Source organism: Pasteurella pantherarum (assembly GCF_049670885.1).
Lineage (GTDB): Bacteria > Pseudomonadota > Gammaproteobacteria > Enterobacterales > Pasteurellaceae > Pasteurella.
The window spans coordinates 1,178,197-1,200,959 of record NZ_CP187173.1 but is presented as its reverse complement, the minus strand read 5'-3'; the positions used below and the strand labels follow the sequence as shown (position 1 = coordinate 1,200,959).

The window sequence follows — 22,763 nt, the reverse complement described above, 5'->3', positions numbered from 1 at the left end:
TTTATACGTCAAGACGTTTAGACATCTAAAACAAAAATTATAAGCGTCGGCGTAGTATTTTTGCATTTTGTGCAAACACAACAAAAACGATGGAAAAAACATGGCAGTGCAAACCGCAATTTTATTTACCGATACGCCTTTAAAATTATGTTTAGGCGGTCAACTTCAAGAAATTAATGTCGCTTACCAAACCTATGGAACCTTAAATGAGGACAAGAGCAATGTGGTATTGATTTGTCATGCGTTAACAGGGGATGCTGAACCCTATTTTGACGATGAGCATCAAGGCTGGTGGCAACACTTTATGGGACCTGGACTGGCATTAGATACCTCACAGTATTTTTTTATTTGCTCCAATGTATTAGGGGGATGCAAGGGAACAACAGGACCTTCTTCTGTCAGCCCATTAACTCAAAAGCCTTATGGCAGCCAATTTCCCAATATTCTGGTTCAGGACATTGTACGTGTTCAAAAAGCCTTGTTAGAACAATTAGACATTTCCCATCTTCATGGGGTAATCGGGGGATCTTTTGGGGGAATGCAAGCGACACAATGGGCAATTGATTACCCTGACTTTGTGGATAATGTGGTGAATTTATGTTCTTCGTTGTTTTTTGGGGCGGAGGCGATTGGGTTTAATCATGTGATGCGGCAAGCCATTTTAAATGATCCGAATTTTAATGGTGGGGATTATTATGATGGACAACCGCCAGAAAAAGGGTTAGCCATTGCACGAATGTTAGGGATGTTGACCTACCGCACGGATTTACAACTCACCAAAGCCTTTGGACGTGCAACAAAAGCAGAACCTGCATTTTGGGGCGATTATTTTCAAGTGGAATCCTATTTGAGTTATCAAGGGCAAAAATTTCTCGCCCGTTTTGATGCGAATAGTTATTTACATTTATTACGGGCATTAGATTTGTATGATCCAAGTTTAGGCTATATGAATTTAAAAGCGGCATTATCCCGTATTAAAGCACGCTATACGTTGGTGGCAGTCAAAAACGACCAGCTGTTTAAATTAGTCGAATTACATAAAAGTAAGCAGTTATTGGAAGAAAATGGTGTGGCATTAAGTTATTTTGAATTTCACTCTGATTATGGTCATGATGCTTTTCTGGTGGATTATTCCTTGTTCGAAAGTAAAATACGTCATGGCTTAGGGCGTGGCTTGAGTGATTGAGAATGGAAAAGAGGGGATTTTCAAAACTTTTCAAAAATGCACCGCACTTTGCCTTTTTTAAGATTGTTTTGTCTTCAAGAATTTCCAAAGCAGGAAAAGAAGCAAAGTGCGGTTTGTTTTAGGCACATTTTTGCATTTGATGCTGGCTAAATTGCTTAGCCAATTCAGCTAGGGTTTGCCCCGTGGGTAAACAAAGTGTGGGGGCAATTTCAAACAAAGGAATGATCACAAACTCACGTAGGTGCATGGCATAGTGAGGAACGGTTAAGCGTTCTGTTTGTATGATCTGATCCGCATATAACAAAATATCTAGATCTAACGTCCGCTCTCCCCAACGGCGTAAGCGTACTCGACCTTGTGTATTTTCAATGTGTTGGAGCTGATCCAATAGCTCCAGTGGTTCAAGGCGAGTATCAATACAAGCCACAGCATTAATATAATCAGGTTGATCTTGTGGTCCCAGTGGCTTGCTTTGATAAAAGCTACTAACTTGCACCATTTGTGTCTCTGGCAACTGTGCTAAGGCTTGAATGGCGGTGTTCAATTGCTCAACTGGGGCATTTAAATTACTGCCTAATGCAATATAACAACGTTGTAATGATTCTTGGTTTTGCATTTATTCCACCGCTTTAGGTTTACGGCGTTTTCTCGCACGATAATATTTTTTCTTAGGTTTCGGGTGTAAACGTTGTTGTTCTTTAATTAACACATCACGTTGTTCTACATTACTAAATTGATATTCATGCCACCAAGCCGATAATTCAATGGCTTCGCCTCCTTCCACTTCTGCTCGCATTACTAATAAATCAAAAGCGGCACGGAATTTAGGGTGCTCCATAACACGAGAGGGAGCATGACCAGTACGTTTCAAAAGTTGTAGCTGTAAAAACCAAATATCACGAATCACTGCCGTATGACGACGAGGTGCCGCAATTGCTCGACAGAATAATTCCAAAATATCATTGCTGGCGAGGGCATAAGCATCATGATTATTGAGCCCCCCCTCATTTTTTAATATCTCGACTTTTTCACGGAACGGATACCAAAAGAAGGCGGCAAATAAGAATGCAGGATTGACTCGCAAATTATCGCTCACTCGCTCATCGGTGGAAGTGAGAGCTGTGATCATCATTCGTTCTGCTAAGCTGTCGCCTTTTTCGGTGAAATAAGGCATTAGAGCAGGGAAAAGCTGATCAAATAACCCATATTTACGCAGTAATTGATAGGTTTTTACCCCATGTCCCGCTTGTAATAATTTTAAACTTTCATCAAATAAACGTGCAGGTGGAATATGTTTTAACAACGGGGCAAGGCGATGAATCGGTTCTTCGCTAGGTTTTTCTAAGAACATATCCAACTTCGCCATAAAACGGATAGCCCGTAGCATACGCACAGGATCTTCTTGATAACGGGTTTCAGGATCCCCAATTAAACGTAACTTGCCTGCTTTTAAATCTTCAATGCCATTAAAATAATCTCTTAATGTATTATCTTGCGGATTGTAGTAAATGGCATTTACGCTAAAATCACGGCGTTCGGCATCTTGTTCAATCGTACCATAGACGTTATCTCGTAATAACATGCCTTCTTCGCTACGTTTTGCATGATTTTCATTGCGACTTTCTGTATGGTTCGCACGAAATGTGGCGACTTCAATAATATCTCGCCCAAACATGATATGGGCTAAACGAAAACGTCGTCCAACTAAACGGCATTGACGTTGAAAAATCCCTTGGATTTGTTCTGGGCGAGCATTGGTCGCCACGTCAAAATCTTTCGGATGTTTGCCCAGTAGAAGATCTCGCAAGCAACCGCCAACAATATAAGCCTCAAAGCCTTGACGATGCAGTTTTTCGACCACACTCAGGGCATTACGATTAATCATTCTTGGTGTAATACCTAATTGTGAGGCTTTGACAACATGTTGGTGATAACGATAAGGGGAAGACGTTTTTTTAGAGGTTGAGGAATGAGACTGAACAAAAGCTGGTGTGGCTCTTTCAGAGGATTCGTTATTTTGTTTTTTCGGGTGAGTATCTGTTTGAGACATTTCCATTAAATGGGATTTTGATTTTTTATGAAACAGATTTTTGATGTACTTTAAAATAGTTAACCTCGTACTATGTGATGAGATATGATTATTAAAAGTGCGGTGAGATTGACCGCACTTTTTTATTTTTGACTACCAGGTTTATTTCACTTATGGAAAAAGAAAAGGGAATTAACCTACCATTTGTTTTTCACGAATTTCAGCGAGTGTTTTACAGTCAATACAAAGATCAGCAGTTGGACGAGCTTCTAGACGACGGATACCAATTTCAATGCCACAAGAATCACAATAACCGAAATCACCTGTTTCTAATTTTTTTAAGGTGTTTTCAATTTTCTTTAATAATTTACGTTCACGATCACGAGCACGCAATTCCAAACTAAATTCTTCTTCTTGGGTTGCACGATCAGCAGGATCAGGGAAATTTGAGGCTTCATCTTGCATATGGGCAACGGTGCGTGTGGCCTCATCTACAATTTGATCTCGCCAAGCCTGTAGGATTTTCTTGAAATGAAGCAATTGTGCTTCATTCATGTACTCCTCACCTACCTTTTCTTTGTAAGGCTCAACACCAGCCAAGGCTAATATACTTAAAGAGGATTTAGACATTATTGGTATCTCCTAATCGAAAGTCATCCGTAATACTGTTGAAATCATATTTTCACACGCAGTGGTGTTGATTTACCCCATTTAAAGCGTTGCTAAAAATGCCATGTATTTTAAAAAGCGATATAAATATCAGAACTCGCACAAATGATCAAATGAAATTTATCTGATTTACACTTTTTGACGGAATAAATCTCTTTTTTACGAGGGATGTTCCAAAATCGCTTTTTCGTTGTACACATCATAAGCATGTTTATTGTATAGAGTAGAGGTTGTGATGTGGGATAGAAAAGGTATGTTTGTGAAAAAAATCTCTCTTGATATTTGCTTATTATTGTTTGTTTTCAGTGCATTCTCGTTGCTGTGGTTACCCGATTTTCTTCTTCTTTCTTCCTATTGGGCGGTGATAATAGCTGCGTTGTTCCTTCTTTTATTTCTCTTTTTTCGGCTTAAGCCTGCTTACCATGGCAATAAGGTGCAATCATACTTTATTTATGCCTTTGTGACGGTATGCAGTCTGGCTTATGTCCATGCCTATGCCTTGACCTTATCTCAACAAGCGGATCAGATCGCCCATTTGCCGAAGCAATTAGAGGCTGAAATCAAAGTGGTTGAGGTGTTACAGCAACAGCATTATCAAACCTTTATTGCCACCACAAACTTGCAACCCCATTTGCCTCAACAGCGAGTTTATATTCAATGGAAGCGTGATGAAAAGGTTAAGCGAGGGGAGACTTGGCGAGCGACCTTGCGTTTACGCCCTCTTTCTTCTCGTTTGAATTTTGCGGGATTTGATCGGCAACAATGGTATTTTTCGAAAGGTATCACCGCATGGGCAAGTGTAAAAAGTGCGGTCAAAATAGGTGAAGATTTTTCATGGCGTGATCACTGGCTGATGAATACCTTCAAACAAACGGAAACTTTTTCAACGCAAGGTCTGTTACTTGCACTGGCATTCGGTGAACGAGCTTGGCTGCCAACAGCACAGTGGCAAATTTATCAACAAACCAATACCGCCCATTTAATTGCCATTTCAGGCTTGCATATTGGATTAGCCATGGCACTGGGATTTTATTTGGGGCGAGGGATTCAATTTTTTTTACCGAGCGTTTACATTACTCCGACCTTGCCGATCTATGTTGGCTTAGCCCTTGCCTTTATTTATGCCATGTTAGCAGGATTTGCCATTCCAACCCAGCGTGCTTTTTTCGCTTTATTATGGGTATTCGCCTTGCGGTTATCTCGCTTCTATTACACCCCTTGGCAATTATTATTGCGTGGCGTTGCCCTTTTACTTGTCTACGATCCCTTAATGTGTTTGTCGGGGAGTTTTTGGCTTTCGTTGGGTGCGGTGTGTGCTTTAATGATTTGGTATCAATATTTCCCATTGCATTTACTTTGTTGGCGAGAGGGGACATTGCCTCAGCAAATGGGGATCGTAGGGCGTTGGCTCATCAGTTTATTGCATTTGCAAATCGGCTTATTATTGCTTTTTATGCCCATTCAATTATTGATGTTTGGCGGCATTTCTTGGTCTGGCATGATGGCGAATTTGATTGTGGTACCGTTATTTTCTTTTCTTGTGGTGCCCGTGATTTTATTCACCTTGTTAACTCAAAACCTCTTTTCCACATGGACACTCGCCCATGTTTTTGTCGATAGCATTACGCAGGGTTTATCTTATTTTACGGGGCAATGGTTGACGGTATCCACTTCGCAAGCATTCGGCATTTCCTTCTTGCTGATCGGGCTATTTGGTGTGGCAATTTATTATTGTTATCCGCAATCGCCAACGTCATCGCCCCCTTTAGATCTTTTAGCAACATGGCGTAAAGGGCTGTCTCTTAATCCTGAGATTCGGCTCTCGCCATCACACAAAAAAGGCATAATAGGCAGTTGTGTTTGTGCAAGCCTTGGCATGGTGATGTATGGTATCGTGCATTTGCTTAACAAGCCAACTTGGCAGTTAGACACCCTTGATGTCGGGCAAGGGTTGGCGATGTTAATTGTGAAAAATGATCGTGCCATTTTGTATGATACAGGGGCTTCTTGGCAAGGTGGGAGCATGGCTACGTTAGAAATTTTGCCTTATTTACAACGACAAGGGATACCCGTCGATAAATTGATTTTAAGTCATGATGATAATGATCATGCTGGTGGTGCGAAAACCCTGTTACAGCATTTTCCGCAGACGGAATTAGTCACGCCGTCTTTTCAAAACTATGGCAAAACGGACCGCACTTTTTGCACTCAGGGACAAGAATGGCATTGGCAAGGTTTGCATTTTCAAGTGCTTTCGCCAAAAAACAGGGTAAAACGTGCGAAAAATGCAGATTCTTGCGTGATCTTAATTTCAGACGGGGTTCATCAAGTCCTATTAACAGGGGATGCCGATGTGGGGGTGGAAAGACACATATTGCCGATGCTTCCAGCGATTGATGTTTTGCAAGTCGGACATCATGGCAGTAAAACCTCTACCAGTCAGGCATTCGTGCATAAAATACAACCGAAAATTGCATTAATCTCCAGTGGTCGTTGGAATGCTTGGGGCTTCCCTCATCAAGTTGTCATGACACGTTTATCGCAAGCATCAAGCCAAATTTATAATACGGCACATGCGGGACAAATCCGTATTCAGTTTGAACAAAATCAGATAAATGTACAAACGGCAAGGACAGAATTTTCACCTTGGTATCGCAGATTAATTGGCTTAAAAACAAAATAAGGGTACAATGCGGCAGTTATTGATTATTCCTATTAGAGATTATGCAAGATAAAGATCTTTCAACAATTCAAACATTTAAGCGGTTATGGCCAACAATTCGACCTTTCAAACTTGGGTTGATCGTCTCCGCCGTGGCATTAGTGATCAATGCCTTAGCCGATGCAGGGCTGATTTCCTTATTAAAACCTTTGCTTGATGAGGGCTTTGGCAAAGCAGACACGTCTTTTTTACGCCAAATGGCGGTTGTGGTGGTGTTAGTCATCTTTTTACGGGGATTGAGCAACTTCATTTCCTCTTATTGTTTAGCTTGGGTATCTGGCAAAGTGGTGATGATGATGCGTCGTCGCATTTTCAAACATTTGATGTTTATGCCTGTTACTTTCTTTGATCAAAATTCCACAGGGCGTTTACTTTCTCGCATTACCTATGATTCCGAACAAGTGGCAAATTCCTCCTCTGGGGCGTTAATTACGATTGTGCGTGAAGGGGCATATATTATTTCGCTATTTGTGGTGATGATTTATACCAGCTGGCAACTATCTCTTGTCTTGTTTTTAATTGGGCCGATTATTGCCATTTTGATTCGAGTGGTGTCAAAAAAATTCCGTGAGTTAAGCAAAAATATGCAAAATTCCATGGGGGAGTTAACCTCCACTGCCGAGCAAATGCTTAAAGGGCATAAAGTGGTGTTGTCTTTTGGTGGACAAATCGTGGAAGAAGAACGCTTTAATCATGTGAGCAACGACATGCGTCGTAAAGGCATGAAAATGATGATGGCAGATGCCATTTCTAACCCGATTGTGCAAATTATTGCCTCTTTCTCCTTAGCCGCAGTGCTTTATCTGGCAACCGTCCCGACGATTATGGATCAAAACCTCACGGCTGGTTCATTCACCGTGGTGTTTTCCTCTATGTTAGCCATGATGCGTCCATTAAAATCTTTAACCAATGTCAATGCACAATTCCAACGTGGTATGGCTGCCTGTCAAACCTTATTTGCCTTATTGGATTTAGACACAGAAAACGATCGGGGTACACACAAATCCGATAAAGTAGAAGGGTATTTAAGTTTTAAAAATGTCACCTTTACTTATGCAGGGAAATCAGAGCCAGCGTTAAATAATTTGTCTTTTGATGTGGAAAAAGGAAAAACGGTGGCATTAGTTGGGCGTTCGGGTTCAGGAAAATCCACTATTGCGAATTTAGTCACCCGTTTTTATGACGTGGATCAGGGGGAGATCACCCTAGATGGCATCAATATTCAAGATTATCGCTTATCAAATTTACGTGAAAATTGTGCGGTGGTGTCTCAACAAGTGCATTTATTTAATGACACGATTGCCAATAACATTGCTTATGCCGCCAAAGATAAATATTCCCGTGAAGAGATTTTACAAGCCGCAAAAGATGCTTACGCCATGGAATTTATTGAAAAATTAGAACATGGCATGGACACCGTCATTGGTGAAAATGGCACTAATTTATCAGGCGGACAACGCCAACGTTTAGCCATTGCTCGTGCATTATTGCGAAATTCTCCAGTCCTAATTTTAGATGAAGCCACATCTGCGTTAGATACGGAATCTGAGCGTGCGATTCAATTAGCCATTGAAAAATTACAAAAAGATCGCACCGTGATTGTGATTGCTCATCGACTTTCAACCATTGAAAATGCCGATGAAATTTTAGTGATTGAGCATGGTGAAGTGAAAGAACGGGGATCGCACAGCGAATTATTGGCACGCAATGGGGCGTATAAGCAATTACATAGTATGCAATTTAGCCATTAATTTGTTTTCAAGTAGCTGACTTCACAATAATAAAGAGGTGATATGCAATTTTGGTATTCTCGTTCTTGGTTAACATGGTTGTTATCACCGCTTGCTTTGCTTTTTTGGCTCATCACACGCATTCGAAAAGCGTTGTTTCAACAAGGCATTCTTTCTTCTTATCGTCCCCCTGTTCCTGTTATTGTGGTGGGAAATTTGTCGGTGGGGGGCAATGGTAAAACCCCCGTTGTGATTTGGCTGGTGCAACAATTGCAACAACAAGGCATTCAAGTGGGGGTCATTTCTCGTGGTTATGGTAGCCAGTCGAAAGTGTATCCGTTGTCGGTTAAGCCAGACAGTGATCCTGTTTTAGCAGGTGATGAGCCAGTGTTGATTGCGAAACGAACAGGTGTGCCTGTGGTCATTTCTCCGAATCGTCAAGAGGCGATCGAATTGTTATTGCAACAACAACCTTGTGATGTAATTGTGAGTGATGATGGTTTGCAGCATTATGCACTCCAACGTGATGTGGAAATTGTGGTGATGGATGCGACTCGAGGGTTAGGCAACGGTTTTGTGTTACCCGCAGGGCCATTGCGTGAATTACCGAGCCGTTTAAAGAGTGTGGATTTGGTGATTAGTCACGGTGCAGAAAATCCCAAGGCAGATGCTGTCATGCTGCTTATTCCTCGTTATGCCTGTCATTTAAAAACAGGTGAACAACGTCCTTTAACGGATTTTCAACCTATGCCCGTTTCAGCGATCGCAGGAATTGGCAATCCACAACGTTTTTTTAGGATGTTACAAGAGCTAGGCATTCAGGTGGCAGAACATCAGGCGTTTCAAGATCACCAACACTTTTCGGCAGAACAACTGGAAAAATTTGGTCATCAGCGACCTTTATTGATGACAGAAAAAGATGCGGTCAAATGTATGGCTTTTGCTCAAGAAAACTGGTGGTTTGTGCCAGTGGAAGCACAAATTCACGGCGAAAAAGTGCGGTCATTTTTACAAAAGATTTTTCAACAATGCATTCCAAAATAAATGGAGAAGAAAAGATGGATTCAAAATTATTAGACATTGTGGCTTGCCCCATTTGTCAGAGTCGTTTAACCTTTGAGCAACATAAACAACACCTGATTTGCTCCTTTGATAAAGTCGCTTATGCCATTAATCAAGGGATTCCTGTTTTATTAGCTGAGCAAGCAATTCCTTTATCTGAGCTGAATACATCAGAGTAAACTTAACTTGTATCTTTCCTTTTGATTCCTATGAGAAGGTCTTTGCGATGACAACTTTTACCGTAATTATTCCAGCACGTTATGCCTCCACACGTTTACCAGGTAAGCCCTTGGCAGATATTGCCGGGAAACCGATGATTGCTCATGTTTTTGAGAAAGCAACATTATCGGGGGCAAGCCGTGTGATTATTGCAACGGATCATCAAGAGGTCGCCAATGTTGCCACTGCATTTGGGGCAGAAGTGTGTTTAACCTCGGAAAAACACCAATCGGGGACAGAACGTCTGGCAGAAGTGGTGGAAAAACTCGCCATTCCAGATGATGAAATTATTGTGAATATTCAAGGTGATGAACCCTTAATTCCACCTTCAATTGTGCAACAAGTCGCAGAAAATTTAGCTAAGCATCAGGTGAATATGGCAAGTTTAGCGGTAAAAATTCACGATGCGGAAGAACTTTTTAATCCGAATGCGGTTAAAGTGGTAACAGACAAACAAGGTTATGTGCTTTATTTCTCACGAGCCGTCATTCCATGGGATCGGGATCAATTTGCCCAATTAAAACAACAACAAACATCGTTACCAGAACTCAATCTTGCCGATCATTATTTACGCCATATTGGGATTTATGCTTACCGAGCAGGGTTTATCAAGCAATATATCCAATGGGCACCCAGTGCATTAGAACAACTTGAAAGCTTGGAGCAATTGCGGGTGTTATGGCATGGTGAAAAAATCCATATGGAATTGGCTAAAGAAATCCCACCTGTTGGCGTGGATACCGCAGAAGATTTAGAAAAAGTGCGGTCAATTTTACAAAAGATTTGATGATGGCGTCGAAAGACGCCTGAGCGTATTATGTTTGATGCAAAAGCTTTTTTAATTGATGTTCCACATTTACCTGGTGTTTATCGTATGTATGATGATAAAGATCAGGTGATTTATGTGGGCAAAGCAAAAGATCTTAAAAAACGCCTTTCCAGTTATTTTCGCCGTCAGGTCAGCAGTAAAAAAACAGAAGCGTTAGTGGCTGCCATCGCAAAGATTGACACCACCATTACTACATCGGAAACCGAAGCGTTATTACTTGAACATAATTATATTAAACGTTATCAGCCTCGTTATAATGTCTTACTGCGTGATGATAAATCCTATCCCTATATTTTATTAACCCATGAACGCCATCCCCGCATAACGGCTTACCGAGGCAGTAAAAAAGTTAAAGGTGAGTATTTCGGGCCTTATCCTCATGCCAGTGCCGTGCGTGAAACCTTATCCTTATTACAAAAACTCTTCCCTATTCGCCAATGTGAAAATGCGGTGTATAACAACCGTTCTCGCCCTTGCTTACAATATCAAATTGGACGCTGTTCAGCCCCTTGTGTGGCGGGCTATGTGAGTGATGAAGACTACGCAAAACAAGTGGAGTTTGCTCGTTTATTCCTACAAGGCAAAGATCAACAAGTGTTAACCTATTTGATTCAACAAATGGAAGAAGCGAGCCAACAATTACATTTTGAAGAAGCCGCACGCATTCGGGATCAAATCCAAGCGGTGCGAGCGGTGATCGAAAAACAACTGATTTCCACCGATCGCCTTGATGATATGGATATTCTTTCCATTGCTTATCAATTAGGGATAGCTTGTGTACAGGTTCTGTTTATTCGACAAGGCAAGGTGATGGGGAATCGGAGCTATTTCCCTAAAGTTCCAGCCAACACATCACGAGATGAATTAACCACCACCTTTGTTGGGCAATTTTATTTGCAAGCACACCAAGGGCGGACAATTCCCAACAGCATTATTGTGGATCATAAATTAACGGAGAAGCATGAGCTTGAAGCATTATTAACCGCACAAGCTGGGCGTAAAGTCAGCATTCAGGATCAAGCGAAAGGTGAAAAAAGCAAATACCTTCAATTAGCACAAATGAATGCCAAGGCGGCCTTGATGAGTCAATTAAAACAAACCGATTTAATTGAAGCACGTTATCTCGCCTTACAGCAATTATTAGGCATTGACCCTATCCACCGTATGGAATGTTTCGATATCAGCCATACAATGGGAGAGCAAACGATTGCATCTTGTGTCGTGTTTGATCGTCATGGCCCTTTAAAATCCGATTATCGCCGTTTTAATATTACAGGCATTACCGCAGGGGATGATTATGCCGCCATGGAGCAAGCCTTATTGAAACGTTATGATAAACCTTTAGAAGAAAACAAAATTCCAGATGTCATTTTTATTGATGGTGGGAAAGGGCAGCTTAATCGGGCATTGCAGGTTTTTCGTCATCTAGATGTAAAATGGGATAAAAACAGACCGCACTTAATTGGGGTTGCCAAAGGTGTGGATCGTAAAGCAGGGTTAGAAACATTGATTCTCAGTAAGCAAGATAAAGCCTTACATTTACCTGCAGACAGCCTCGCCTTACATTTAATTCAACATATTCGTGATGAAAGCCATCACCATGCCATTAGTGGGCACCGTAAAAAACGTCAGAAAGCCTTCATTCAAAGTGGATTAGAAGCCATTGAAGGCGTTGGGGCAAAGCGTCGACAAGCCCTATTGAAATATTTAGGTGGGATGCAAGGGGTGAAAAATGCCACTTTAGATGAAATCGCTTCCGTACCAGGTATTTCCTCTGCCTTAGCCGAAAAAATTTATGAAGCTTTACACCACTAAACCCCTTGATAAATTTAGCTTAGCAGGAAAATTCCATTTTCAAATAACACGGATATGTTTTAGAATAAATGCATTATAAAAACGCTAGCGACCGATGTTCGATTTATGAAACTAAATATCCCAATATTCCTGACATTATTCCGTGTCATTCTCATTCCTTTTTTTCTCATCGCCTTTTATTTACCCTTTTCTTGGGCACCTTTCTTGACGACATTCATTTTTTTTATTGCTGGGGTGACCGACTGGTTTGACGGCTATCTCGCCCGAAAATGGAAACAAACCACAAGATTTGGTGCTTTTTTAGATCCCGTTGCAGATAAAGTGATGGTGACGGTGGCACTTGTCTTGGTCGTAGAATATCATCATTCCTTTTGGGTAACCGTACCTGCGGTGATCATGATTTCTCGTGAAATTATTATTTCTGCGTTGCGTGAATGGATGGCAGAAATTGGCGAACGGAGTAAAGTGGCTGTTTCTTGGGTAGGAAAAGTGAAAACGGCGGCACAAATGTTAGCATTAGGTGGCTTGTTGTGGCGTTATAATGTGCTGATGGAAATTGCTGCGATTATCTTACTTTACGTTGCTGCCATTTTAACCGTGTGGTCTATGTTGCAATATTTAAAAGCCGCAAAAGGCAGTTTGTTAGATGATATTGAGCCTTAAAAAAACGCCTCACTTTCAAAAGCCTGTTTATAATGAATCCACAAAATGTATTTTTATTAAGCAAGAAATATTTATAGCAATATCAACAGGTAAGAAGTGATCTCTTTTTAATCATACGATCTGTTTTTTTTATCATTTTTAATATTTCTTATTGACAGACTTTTATAAATCAGTAAAATGCATCTCGTTGTTTAGGAATGACGTAAGTCAGTAAGCAAAGCGGGAATAGCTCAGTTGGTAGAGCACAACCTTGCCAAGGTTGGGGTCGCGAGTTCGAGCCTCGTTTCCCGCTCCAAATCCTAAATTGCCCGAGTGGTGAAATCGGTAGACACAAGGGATTTAAAATCCCTCGCTTTTCGAAGCGTGCCAGTTCAAGTCTGGCCTCGGGCACCATTTAAAACTTCAAGCAATGCAATAAGATAGTCGCACAATGCGACTTTTTTTATATCTAAAATCCGCCTTTCTCTTTCTTATATTCTTTAACTGGTGGCTGTTCAGTGGCTGTTTTGATTCGTTGCGGTGGCTGTACTTGTGGCGGTGAAAATTCGGCAGGGTGGCTGTATCGCCACTTTTCAGATATGAAAAAGGCGACCATTAAGATCGCCTTTCCATCTCCGCTTATTCAGCGGTTAAGCCTGTTATAAATACAAAAAGATAACTTGTTTAACCACTTATTCAGCGGTGAATCTTTTAGTAAAAATAGCAGTATAATTTTTTAAGCCGCTTATTCAGCGGTGACTAAATATTACACCGAACTTTTCTTCTTTTCTAGTCCAAAATACACTTTTTGAGAATATTTCTTGCTTGACGACACTAAAAACAGGTTCGACCCATGCATGAGGGTAGTTATTTCTAGTGTGCTCACGGGGGCGGGGGCTTTCTAAAAACGCATACCCCGTATGATTAATAATAACCCCCGTTTTCTCTGTTATCTCAAAAAGCCCTGTTTCGTTTACCTCACCTTTATTTTTATATTTATCAAACGCCACATCAAGGGCGTCCTTGCCTTCTTGTAACTCTTGCTCTACTTCTCTTGAGTCATCAACGACAAACGTATAATTATCGTTATACGGGGCAAAGTAGGCGTTATATTCCCACGTCGTCCCGCCCGCAATTCTATTAAGCGGGTTACTTTGCAAATAGTCTAAAACTTCTTTTTTTTCTTCTTCACTTGTTCCACGCTTGAGCTTTAATAAAATAATTACATCTGCGGTTGCGGTGATTTCGTCAAGGGTTAACTGAGGTATAACTTTTTTCCCTTTTACCGCATTACTCAAAACGCCCGATTTTGTAAAAGAAAGGTTTTTAAAGCCGATAGCAAAATCTAGCTTTTTATTAACCGCTCTTTCTATCGTGTGAACTGCACCGCCAATAGCAGTGATTGACGGAAAGAGAATGGCTGCCATGCCACTAGATACATTCATTTTTTCCACTCGGCATTTTATCGTTAAATATGCCGATTTAGATTTTTTTTGTTGGCGTGATTCAATAAGTGATTTTATTAATAACGCAATCCGCCCCTTTTGAGCTAAAAGCATTTCGCCATGATTTGACCATGCCGAAAAAACGGGTTGAATTGTGCGGCGGTAAATTGGGAAAATTTTATTTTCAAAGCCCCTCTGGCTAATCTCGTGCAATACCCCGCACGACGGCACGGGAGAAACGGAAATATAGGAATTTTGAAACGGCATTAATAACTGTTTTACTAATCTCGGATCTTCAATATTGGGAATTTTTTGCGGGTGCTGTTTCCTTTCTTCTTCACTTATTGCACGATAAACGCCCATTTCTGCGGCGGTCAATGGCAAAGCCCAGTATTTTTGGCGTAGGTTGATTGTTTTTGAACTGATTATATAGCTTGGCACATTTTCGATAATATCCGCATTAATTGCGGTTTGTTTTATTTTTGAATTAAAAAGCTTAGGTGCGTGCGTTCCTATCATAATTTACCTCGTAAAAAGACAAAGCCCCCAAGAAAAGGGGGCAATTTTCATTATTCTAGTGTTTCGCCGATTTCATATAATCCTTTTTCTACGGCGTTGAAGAATGCCTCGCAAAGCTCTAGGGCTTTATTAAAATCGAAATCTGCCCCATACTCGCGTAAGGCTTCTAATTGTGCCTCGGCGTTTTCAATATCGAAATAACCCGATTCAGACGCACCATTAAGTGCGTATGAAGTAGCTAAGAAGATACGACCATCTTCATCGTCGCCCTCGCTTTCAAAAGCGTCTAGAACATCGCCCAAACCATAGGCACCGTAATAGTTAAACTGAAATTTAAATGCACGGATTGCTTTTTCTTGTTGAGAGGTTAATTTGCTCATAGTATGTTTTCCTTTTTAGTTTATAGAACTTAAGGGCTTATCCCGTTAAGTTGTTTATATAGTACCATATAATAATTAAAGGTCAACACTTTTTTTAATTATTTTTTATTTTCTATCATGCCTATCATTTCCTCAATCAGCCCCGCACATGAAAGCCCTTTTTCTTTGCATAAATTCTCTAGCTTTTCGGCAACCTCGGGTTTTAATTTAATATTTTTCTGCACGTAATTTTTAGCAGTATAAACTGCGGCGTTTTTGGCAATAGATTTTTTTGTATTTTCGGTTAGTTTTTTATACGTCATATTTTATCCCTATAATTAAGCCCCTTTCGGGGCTTTGTCTTATTCTTCTATTTCGATTTCTTCTATTTCAATTTTTAAATTCTTTCTAATCGACTCATGGCAAGACGCTATCTCATCTTCAAAAGCCTTAATTATTCGCTCTTGCTCTTTTCCGTTAAAGGCTGTCGCCCCTATGCTTTCCGAGACTGTTCTATTGATATGTTCAGCGGCTGATCTGTCTTCAATATGATTAGATAGACTAGTGACTATAATTTGCTTTGCGATCATTTTCTTTTCCTTCCTTTTTTATTAACCCCCTTTCGGGGGTGTGATTTATTTTAATAACTCTAACGCTTTGTATTTGTCAAAGTTTGCCCCGTTTTCTTCTAAAATTTCTAAATGATATTCAGCCGAGTCTAAACTGAACTCGTAACCCTCGCAACATTGATAAGCATAAGCCGCCGCGATGAAGTTATTTGTTAAGTAGTCAAACCCTTGCACTCCGCTTTCGTCGTGTTCGTTGATAAGCTCAACCACTTGTTCTAAGGTGTTTGCGTTTGCGTTTAAGTCGTAGTTTTGAATTTGTGCGTTCATAGTATGTTTTCCTTTTTAGTTTGTAGAACTTAAGGGCTTATCCCGTTAAGTTGTTTATATAGTACCATATAATAATTAAAGGTCAACACTTTTTTTAAATTATTTTATTTTTTTGTTTTCAGTTAAGAAAATCGCAAAAATCGCCACGTAAAATCTAATTATTCCTTTTAGTTTCAAAGCGTTATCAATTCCATTTTGATTTTTACGATCTTTTTTAACTGTAATTAGCTGTAATTAAGTGAAATTTTCCAGTTAAGATCTTTTTTATAGATCCTTTTGCCGTAAGGCGTGAGCGGGCTTTTTAAGTAAAAATTAACTGAAAAAACACAAAAACGCGTCAAAAATTCGGCGGGGGAGGAAGTGGATTTTTCGTGGCGTCGCCGTTGCCGTGGAAAGTTTCCGTGGCGGGCGGGGCGGTTTCGTACGTGTAGGGGCTTTATTTCGCACGCTGTGGCATTTTTATCATTAAGCAATAGAAAATCACGCATAAAAAAAGCCACGTCAATGCGTGGCTTTGTGCTTATGTCGACGTAATTAATTTCGTCAACATCATTTATCATTCAATAATTGGGCTTAACTTCGCTTTCTCTGCTGTCGCTCTGCTGTTCTGTTGTGAGAATTGCTCGCCTTGGTCGGGCGGGGGCGATCCGTTGTGTGTGTGACTGCTTGCGGTGTCTGCAATCTCTGCAACAATCTGTATCAATTCTTCCAAGATTCTAAAAATATTTTGTCCGCCCGTTCCCATGTAACTAAGTGGGGCAGTGAATTTGTTTTTTGTATCAGACACACGCTCCGCCACGCCTGCGATCCGCTCTTGTAACTTTCCGCCCACGCCTGTGCTTTTGTTGCTTGCTGTTGTCTCGTCATAGTTTCCCACCACGCTCACGCTTTTATTTCCGCCGATCATCTCGTCTGCGTCTGCGTCAACGGTTTTTTCTGACGTGCCGATCGTCTTTGTTTCTTGATCGCACTCAATCACTCGGGTGAATGATTTATCTTTGATTTGCTGATCGGTTTCTCGTGTTTTATTGCCTGCGGCGTCTGTTCGCTCGTAAACCTCGGGGCGTTGCTGTTTTAACTGTTCGCCCACTTCAACGCTTGGGATCGTCTTATCTTGTGCTAACATCGTCCGAACGAAAGGCTTATCAGACCGCCCATAGGCAAAGCCCACTTCTACCACGGTGCCGACTTCGGGAAAAGCAAAATCCCCGCCTTGTGAGCCTGTACTCGTCACGGGCAACGGCACGGCGGGATAAACTGGCACTGTCTGATCAACTTCGCCGTGTTCGTCTAATAACTGCAATTCAACGGCGTATTTCGGGCGGAAAGGGTCGGAAATATCACCCGCACCCGACGGATCAGCCACGCCGACCACTTTTGCATAACGTGGCAAATGATAACCGCCCGCCAGTTCGGGGAATGTTTTTTCCATTTGTCGGCGTTCGGGGCTTTTTTGCAACGGCTTGCCGTCTTTGTCTAAGCTGTCCCACGTTAAAATATAATCATCACCTTTCAACTGCACCGTTTTAATTTTATTGCCATTAATCACCGCACCAGGTCTGATAGCGGGGGCAATAGGCAGTGTCATATCGTTACTGCCATTTGATAGCGTAACGCTATCATCAATCCGTACATCTCGCCCGTGCCACCGTGAATCATCATGCGACCCCACAAATAAACTGCCATCTGGCGATTGTTGCCACATGTAATTTTTAATCTGATATTGCCGCCCGATATTATTTAAAAGCTGATAACCACTGCCCGCATGCGTGAAAAGGGGGATCGGCGTGTCGGCATAGTCCGCCGTTGGCACTTTCACCACCATGCCCGCTTTTGACGTAAGCCACGCACAAAGATCCCTTAACGTAATATGACGGTGCGAACAATTAAGCGGGCGTTCAAAAATCGCCACTTTTTCCCGCACGAATAACTTTTTATAGCCGTTTTCGGCTAACTGTTCCCGCTCGACGAACCCGTCGAACCATTTATAAAAATGATCGTATTCGCCGACAAAAATCACCGCACTTTTTCCCTCGCATGGTTTATCTGTGCGAACCGTGACGAACCCCCGCCCCGTGTTGTTTAGCTCTAAAATCAAGTCTTCTTGTGCAAGCTCGACTTCTTCGCCGTCAATCTGAACGCTTTTAATAATTTTCATTATTCCCCCAGTGCGTCGTCAATCTGTTTCCAGACTGATCGATCTTCTTCTTTTGGTTTTTCTTCTGCTTTTTTCGCCTCGGCTGTCGGTGTTGAAGATTCCGCCGCAGGGGCTTTTTCGCTTTGTGTTTTAACTTTTGGCTTTGGCTTGCGTTGCTCTTTCTTCTCTGCAATTGAGTTCACTTCTCGCAACGTAAAAGATACAGACCACGCCAACTTATCGCCGATCTCTGTCGCACTGACCGTGCCTGAAAATTGCACTTCTCGCATATTGATCGCCTCAGCCAACAAGCAAGAAACTCGATATTTCACTTGCTCGCCCTTTTGATCTTCTGCTTCCGCTAACTTGAATAAGTCCGTTAACCACTCCTTGCGGGCATACGGGATCACGCCGTAAACCTGCAGTTCTTTTGCTTTGATTCCCTTATCTGTTTTTTTTGTGCTAGATTTCTGCCCGCTCATATCTTTATCATCACGTTTTACGCTCGCATTGATATTAATATCATGCAAATAAACGGGCTTACCGTCTAACGCCAATTGCACGCTTGGATTGCGTTTAATGATCGTCATTGAACATTCCCTTAATTGTTGATAAATCCTCGCCGATAAACATCACGCAAGCTGTGAATACGTTGCTTGCGGGCGGGATATTTAATTTTATTTTCACGTCTGCCGACTCTAAAAAGTCCGACGTACTAAATGCGTCAACTAAAACGCTTGTTTCTAACATCTCCGCCACTTTCTTCGCGTTCTGCTGTTCTTTTTCCCGTTTCGCGTTTAAAAGTGCGGTCAATTTCGCTTGCGGATCGCCCGCTTGGCTTGCTTTTGCTGCACTCATCGCATTACGTAAAATACTTTGCATTTCTCTATTTGAACTCGGCGTAATATCTGCCGATTTTGTAAAGGCGGGGCTTTGAATTGTCGGCGTTTTAATCATCTTCGTTTCTTGCAAGTCTTTACTGGCTTTTGCATAGTCTAACGCTTGTTTAAACGTCGGCTCCTGCAACAACACGCCCACTTTCTCAAGTCTGCTGATAAAGTCTTGAATATCGTTACTCGTTATCATCACTGCGACCACGTCTTGACGCCCACGGGGGCGATTCGGATCGGCATAATCAACAAGCTTTGCCGAAAGTGCCTTAACGGCGTTTTCTGGCGATAAGTAGCGGTTTGATTTTTCTTTTATTCCGTGCGTCCAATTATGCACGCCCACTTTCAATCCCTTTGCGGATAAAGAAAAAGGGGAAATAATCCCCCTTTGTGCTTGTTCAAGCGTGTTTTTAGCCTGCGGGGAAAGTTTTAATTGTTGTTTTTTCCACATACGCCCGCCCATTTTCTAAATTCTTTCGGATACTGCTTGCGATTTAATTCTGATTCATACGCCGTTTTGCAATGATTCTTTTCAAAGAAAAACAACGCTTCAATTAAGCGATAAATCACCCGCCAACGCTTGCGGGGTTGCTTTTCTAACATTGCCCCACGATATGCCCGACTAGATAATGTTTCGTCAGCCCAACCGCCCAAAATAGCGTTAACTAACTGATCAATGGCAATGATTACGTTATATAACCACTGATTTAACTTTCTAAATTTAACCCCCATCGGGTCACCTCTTTATTCATATTGTCTAATTCTGCTAAATCGTCCGTTGCTAAAATTCGGTCTTCGAACTTCTGCCTCTGTCCGATAATCGCCCCAATAGCGACGGCGAACTGATTTGATTTTTCAATCACCTTTTCAACTAATAACTCAAAAGGCACGCCCCGCACTTTCGCAATCATTTTAAGCATTGGCGTTTCAGCGTCTTGATTTTCTTTATAAGCCAGTGCTTCTTTTTCCTGCTTGTAGAAACTCGCAATTTCCGCTTGCGGATAGCCTGCTAATAATGCATTTTTCAATTCGTCCGCTCTGTCTGCAACCATGATTAATAGCGTTTCTTTTTGGCTTTTAATTAATGATCGGCGATCGTCTTCCGAAATCACCCACGCCGAACCGTCCCACTTGTGAAAGCCTGACGGAGCAGGGCTAGTTAAAATCGGATTGCCCGAATTATCGCTAATAATAACCCGCCCCGCCGACTGTCCGTTCAATAACTCTGTGTATTTTTCTTCTGTGATTTCTACTGCGTTTTCGGGTACTAATTGATCTTCAGTATAAAATCCATCTTTATAAAAAATTCTCATTTCCATCTCCCAATTCCGTGAAATTCAACGTGCTTTTGCTCATTGTGGAAGTAACTTTCGTTAATATAAAAAACGCACTTACTTCCCGTTCCCGTTTTACCCAAATTGATCCAAGTGTCTGCTTGGTTTGCTGAATTTATTTCAGCACTAATCGAAATTCTCGGCTTATCAACGAACGCCACTGCCCAATTAAATGAGTCGCCTCCTGCGGGGGAATTTCTTCCCGCAGGCAAAGCCCATCTATATGTTTGAATCATCAAACCGTTAGGAAATTTCCAGATCTCAAAATCACCGATTTTCTGATAAGTAAAACTCTGATTTATAACGTTATTTACCGCTTGTTCAAAATCGGTAATATCCCCACTTCTGTGCTGATGATTTAAATCTGCTTTAAGCTGTAAACCTTGAGCTAAACGACTTGCGTCTAATGCTCCTGCATTTTGCACATCGCCAAAAGCCTTGATCCAATAACGAACGCCGTCGTTTAAATCCTTGCCTTTAATACACAATTTAAATACGATCGATTTCGGTCTAGTCTCATTCCCTCCGAAACTTTCACTACTTCCATTAAATGATACGTCTTCTACATCTCGTCCCGACGCAACGCAATTATTTCTCACCCCGTTTTCATTATGAAGTCTAAAATTAATGCCGTGAACGTGTTCTTTAATCTGATCCTCTTGCGTTTGCCCCACTCGCAAGCCGTTGCCCGCATTTCGAATAAATCTATCTTGAGCATTCGGCAGTTTATTTGTGCCGTATGTATTACGTAAGAATGACGCAAGCTCTGAATGCGTACTCGGGTTAATTGTCTGCCCGTTACATTCAAACCACCCCTTAGGTACTTGGTCAACGGGGAAATAAGCAAGCATGCCAATATCTGACCGCACAAGATCAGGCAAAACGTCCCGCCCTAAAACTCGATATAAATCGCCATAGGTGCTTTGGCTAAATCTTGTGCCATTGCATAATAAAAAGCCGTTGGGATTATTGACCTCTTTCGGAAAAGCGACAATTGCCCCAATCGGCAAGCCTTTTTTCTCTGCCTCAACCGCTCGATCATAGGCGATTTTCACCGCCTTACTGGTGCCGACCGTATCTTCGCTGTTGCTATTGACTGCTGACGATTTTTTACTATTCGGAATGTAATTTGCGAATAAATCCGCCACGGTTTTAACGGCTCGACTAGTCGCCACGGTATCGCTTGAGTTTGAGTTTGTGGCGTCTGATTTCTTACTATTCGGAATGTAGTTATTCAGATTTCGTGTAAGTGAATCAATCAACCCTTTTAAACCTTTAACCGCTTTCGGGGTGGCTGAAAGGTCTTCTCTGTCGCTGTCATAACCTGAATACAACTGCACAAGCCCTTTTTTAACTAGGCTTGCAAGGGGTAAGCGGTGCGTATGCCCCGTTTTGTCTTTCGTGCTTGTTGTCGTGTCGTCTAAGTCTTTCGGCGTAATGCCAAGCCAGTGGGGCAATAATCGGCGATCAGTAACCACGCCCGAACGATCAATATCGGCGATAATCTGCACGTAATGCTGTTTGTTTGTGGTGTCTAAATAATCGCTTTTTGACTGTTTGAGAAATTTAATCTCTGTTTCATATGCCCCTGTGACTGTGCAATGATGAACTACATCTAAATAGATTGAGCAGGGTAGTGACGGGGCTTGAATAGTCTGCGTTTGTTTCAACTCTGCCCGCACGCCTTCAACGTATGCATGCCCTGCGTCAATTGTGTAATTATTCCCCGTGCCACGTTTTACTAAAAACGCATCATCGAAAAACACCGCCCGCCCGTAAAAATCCCGATTTGTTAAACGGATTTTTTCATCAATGCCGTGAAGTCGCACCGAAAAATCAATCTGCCACGTGTTAGCGTCTACACTAATGCCTGTAAGCTGTTTAGCACCTGTAAACTCTAACAATACGTTACGCGTTAAACTGTTGCCCTGAACGTTGTTTTTATTGCGAGTTTTCTTGATTGTGTCCGTTTGCACCGCAACCGCAAGTTTATTTGTGCGGCGATTAATCAAGCCGATCCAGTTAAAATCGAAATCGCCCACCTCGGTGCCAATAGTTACCGAATAAACTACCGCATTTTCATTAATCACTCCCGCTTGGCTCACGGCTTGCCTATGTTTAATCAAGCCTTGATCAGGGATTGTTAAATGCTGTGCTAAATTGTCGGCGTTTAAATTCGGAATCATTGCAAAAATAAATTCATCGTATTGAATCGTTCCGCCGTTTACTGTTTTTTCTGCGATTTCTCGCTCAAAGTCTTGTGTGACTAACGTCGCCATA

At 41.6% G+C, this 22,763-nt stretch carries 23 protein-coding genes and 2 tRNA genes; 10 read left to right on the top strand and 15 right to left on the bottom strand.

Going from position 1 to position 22,763, the window contains the following annotated elements:
• The first annotated feature begins 100 nt into the window (after positions 1 to 100).
• Entirely contained in the window at positions 101 to 1,186 is a 1,086-nt protein-coding gene (gene metX, locus ACPEEM_RS05730; RefSeq protein WP_424402800.1) for a homoserine O-acetyltransferase MetX, read from the top strand.
• Between the two features lie 118 nt (positions 1,187 to 1,304).
• On the opposite strand, the gene folK is transcribed toward metX, so the two are convergent.
• The 3 genes from folK to dksA all read right to left on the bottom strand — a co-directional run bounded on the left by folK (position 1,305) and on the right by dksA (position 3,845).
• Positions 1,305 to 1,802: a 2-amino-4-hydroxy-6-hydroxymethyldihydropteridine diphosphokinase gene (folK, locus tag ACPEEM_RS05725; RefSeq protein ID WP_424402801.1), complete on the bottom strand. Its 498-nt coding sequence runs from the start codon at positions 1,800 to 1,802 to the stop codon at positions 1,305 to 1,307.
• Positions 1,803 to 3,242, bottom strand: coding sequence for a polynucleotide adenylyltransferase PcnB (gene pcnB, locus ACPEEM_RS05720; protein WP_424408139.1), 1,440 nt, complete (start codon positions 3,240 to 3,242; stop codon positions 1,803 to 1,805).
• Between the two features lie 165 nt (positions 3,243 to 3,407).
• The gene (gene dksA / locus ACPEEM_RS05715) at positions 3,408 to 3,845 is read right to left on the bottom strand and encodes an RNA polymerase-binding protein DksA (RefSeq protein ID WP_424402802.1); all 438 of its coding nucleotides are present in this window, start codon (positions 3,843 to 3,845) and stop codon (positions 3,408 to 3,410) included.
• A 298-nt stretch (positions 3,846 to 4,143) separates the two neighbouring features.
• Here dksA and ACPEEM_RS05710 point away from each other — a divergent pair, with 298 nt between their 5' ends.
• The 9 genes from ACPEEM_RS05710 to ACPEEM_RS05670 all read left to right on the top strand — a co-directional run bounded on the left by ACPEEM_RS05710 (position 4,144) and on the right by ACPEEM_RS05670 (position 13,317).
• Positions 4,144 to 6,567: a DNA internalization-related competence protein ComEC/Rec2 gene (locus ACPEEM_RS05710; protein ID WP_424408137.1), complete on the top strand. Its 2,424-nt coding sequence runs from the start codon at positions 4,144 to 4,146 to the stop codon at positions 6,565 to 6,567.
• Between the two features lie 41 nt (positions 6,568 to 6,608).
• A complete protein-coding gene (gene msbA / locus ACPEEM_RS05705; RefSeq protein WP_424402804.1) occupies positions 6,609 to 8,357 on the top strand; it encodes a lipid A ABC transporter ATP-binding protein/permease MsbA in 1,749 nt (582 codons plus the stop codon).
• A gap of 42 nt (positions 8,358 to 8,399) precedes the next feature.
• Positions 8,400 to 9,380, top strand: coding sequence for a tetraacyldisaccharide 4'-kinase (gene lpxK / locus ACPEEM_RS05700; RefSeq protein ID WP_424408135.1), 981 nt, complete (start codon positions 8,400 to 8,402; stop codon positions 9,378 to 9,380).
• Positions 9,381 to 9,394: 14 nt separating this feature from the next.
• Positions 9,395 to 9,577 carry a Trm112 family protein gene (locus ACPEEM_RS05695; protein WP_424408133.1) on the top strand — a complete coding sequence of 61 codons (183 nt, stop codon included), beginning with the start codon at positions 9,395 to 9,397 and terminating at the stop codon, positions 9,575 to 9,577.
• Positions 9,578 to 9,624: 47 nt separating this feature from the next.
• A complete protein-coding gene (kdsB, locus tag ACPEEM_RS05690) occupies positions 9,625 to 10,404 on the top strand; it encodes a 3-deoxy-manno-octulosonate cytidylyltransferase (RefSeq protein ID WP_424408131.1) in 780 nt (259 codons plus the stop codon).
• 30 nt (positions 10,405 to 10,434) lie between these two features.
• The gene (gene uvrC / locus ACPEEM_RS05685) at positions 10,435 to 12,261 is read left to right on the top strand and encodes an excinuclease ABC subunit UvrC (RefSeq protein ID WP_424402808.1); all 1,827 of its coding nucleotides are present in this window, start codon (positions 10,435 to 10,437) and stop codon (positions 12,259 to 12,261) included.
• A gap of 105 nt (positions 12,262 to 12,366) precedes the next feature.
• The gene (pgsA, locus tag ACPEEM_RS05680; protein WP_424402809.1) at positions 12,367 to 12,924 is read left to right on the top strand and encodes a CDP-diacylglycerol--glycerol-3-phosphate 3-phosphatidyltransferase; all 558 of its coding nucleotides are present in this window, start codon (positions 12,367 to 12,369) and stop codon (positions 12,922 to 12,924) included.
• Between the two features lie 219 nt (positions 12,925 to 13,143).
• Positions 13,144 to 13,219 (top strand) — tRNA-Gly (locus ACPEEM_RS05675).
• 11 nt (positions 13,220 to 13,230) lie between these two features.
• Positions 13,231 to 13,317, top strand: a tRNA-Leu gene (locus tag ACPEEM_RS05670).
• A 55-nt stretch (positions 13,318 to 13,372) separates the two neighbouring features.
• On the opposite strand, the gene ACPEEM_RS05665 is transcribed toward ACPEEM_RS05670, so the two are convergent.
• From ACPEEM_RS05665 to ACPEEM_RS05610, 12 genes are all read right to left on the bottom strand, one after another.
• Positions 13,373 to 13,519, bottom strand: coding sequence for a hypothetical protein (locus ACPEEM_RS05665; RefSeq protein WP_424408129.1), 147 nt, complete (start codon positions 13,517 to 13,519; stop codon positions 13,373 to 13,375).
• A gap of 133 nt (positions 13,520 to 13,652) precedes the next feature.
• Positions 13,653 to 14,726, bottom strand: coding sequence for a hypothetical protein (locus ACPEEM_RS05660; RefSeq protein ID WP_424408127.1), 1,074 nt, complete (start codon positions 14,724 to 14,726; stop codon positions 13,653 to 13,655).
• Between the two features lie 191 nt (positions 14,727 to 14,917).
• The gene (locus ACPEEM_RS05655; protein ID WP_424408125.1) at positions 14,918 to 15,247 is read right to left on the bottom strand and encodes a hypothetical protein; all 330 of its coding nucleotides are present in this window, start codon (positions 15,245 to 15,247) and stop codon (positions 14,918 to 14,920) included.
• Positions 15,248 to 15,345: 98 nt separating this feature from the next.
• Entirely contained in the window at positions 15,346 to 15,549 is a 204-nt protein-coding gene (locus tag ACPEEM_RS05650; RefSeq protein WP_424408123.1) for a CopG family transcriptional regulator, read from the bottom strand.
• Between the two features lie 39 nt (positions 15,550 to 15,588).
• Positions 15,589 to 15,816 carry a hypothetical protein gene (locus ACPEEM_RS05645; RefSeq protein WP_424408121.1) on the bottom strand — a complete coding sequence of 76 codons (228 nt, stop codon included), beginning with the start codon at positions 15,814 to 15,816 and terminating at the stop codon, positions 15,589 to 15,591.
• Positions 15,817 to 15,861: 45 nt separating this feature from the next.
• The gene (locus ACPEEM_RS05640) at positions 15,862 to 16,122 is read right to left on the bottom strand and encodes a hypothetical protein (RefSeq protein ID WP_424408119.1); all 261 of its coding nucleotides are present in this window, start codon (positions 16,120 to 16,122) and stop codon (positions 15,862 to 15,864) included.
• A gap of 556 nt (positions 16,123 to 16,678) precedes the next feature.
• Positions 16,679 to 18,280, bottom strand: a complete 1,602-nt coding sequence (locus ACPEEM_RS05635; protein ID WP_424408117.1) for a hypothetical protein — start codon at positions 18,278 to 18,280, stop codon at positions 16,679 to 16,681.
• A complete protein-coding gene (locus ACPEEM_RS05630) occupies positions 18,280 to 18,849 on the bottom strand; it encodes a hypothetical protein (protein ID WP_424408115.1) in 570 nt (189 codons plus the stop codon). Before ACPEEM_RS05630 ends, ACPEEM_RS05635 begins: the two co-directional genes overlap by 1 nt.
• Positions 18,836 to 19,600 carry a hypothetical protein gene (locus ACPEEM_RS05625; protein ID WP_424408113.1) on the bottom strand — a complete coding sequence of 255 codons (765 nt, stop codon included), beginning with the start codon at positions 19,598 to 19,600 and terminating at the stop codon, positions 18,836 to 18,838. The genes ACPEEM_RS05630 and ACPEEM_RS05625 overlap by 14 nt, the downstream gene beginning before the upstream one ends.
• Complete coding sequence (locus tag ACPEEM_RS05620; RefSeq protein ID WP_424408111.1) at positions 19,579 to 19,881, bottom strand: DNA helicase UvrD; 303 nt, start codon at positions 19,879 to 19,881, stop codon at positions 19,579 to 19,581. The genes ACPEEM_RS05625 and ACPEEM_RS05620 overlap by 22 nt, the downstream gene beginning before the upstream one ends.
• Positions 19,857 to 20,462, bottom strand: coding sequence for a hypothetical protein (locus ACPEEM_RS05615; protein WP_424408109.1), 606 nt, complete (start codon positions 20,460 to 20,462; stop codon positions 19,857 to 19,859). The genes ACPEEM_RS05620 and ACPEEM_RS05615 overlap by 25 nt, the downstream gene beginning before the upstream one ends.
• Positions 20,459 to 22,762 carry a phage tail protein gene (locus ACPEEM_RS05610; RefSeq protein ID WP_424408108.1) on the bottom strand — a complete coding sequence of 768 codons (2,304 nt, stop codon included), beginning with the start codon at positions 22,760 to 22,762 and terminating at the stop codon, positions 20,459 to 20,461. The genes ACPEEM_RS05615 and ACPEEM_RS05610 overlap by 4 nt, the downstream gene beginning before the upstream one ends.
• Position 22,763 lies beyond the last annotated feature (1 nt).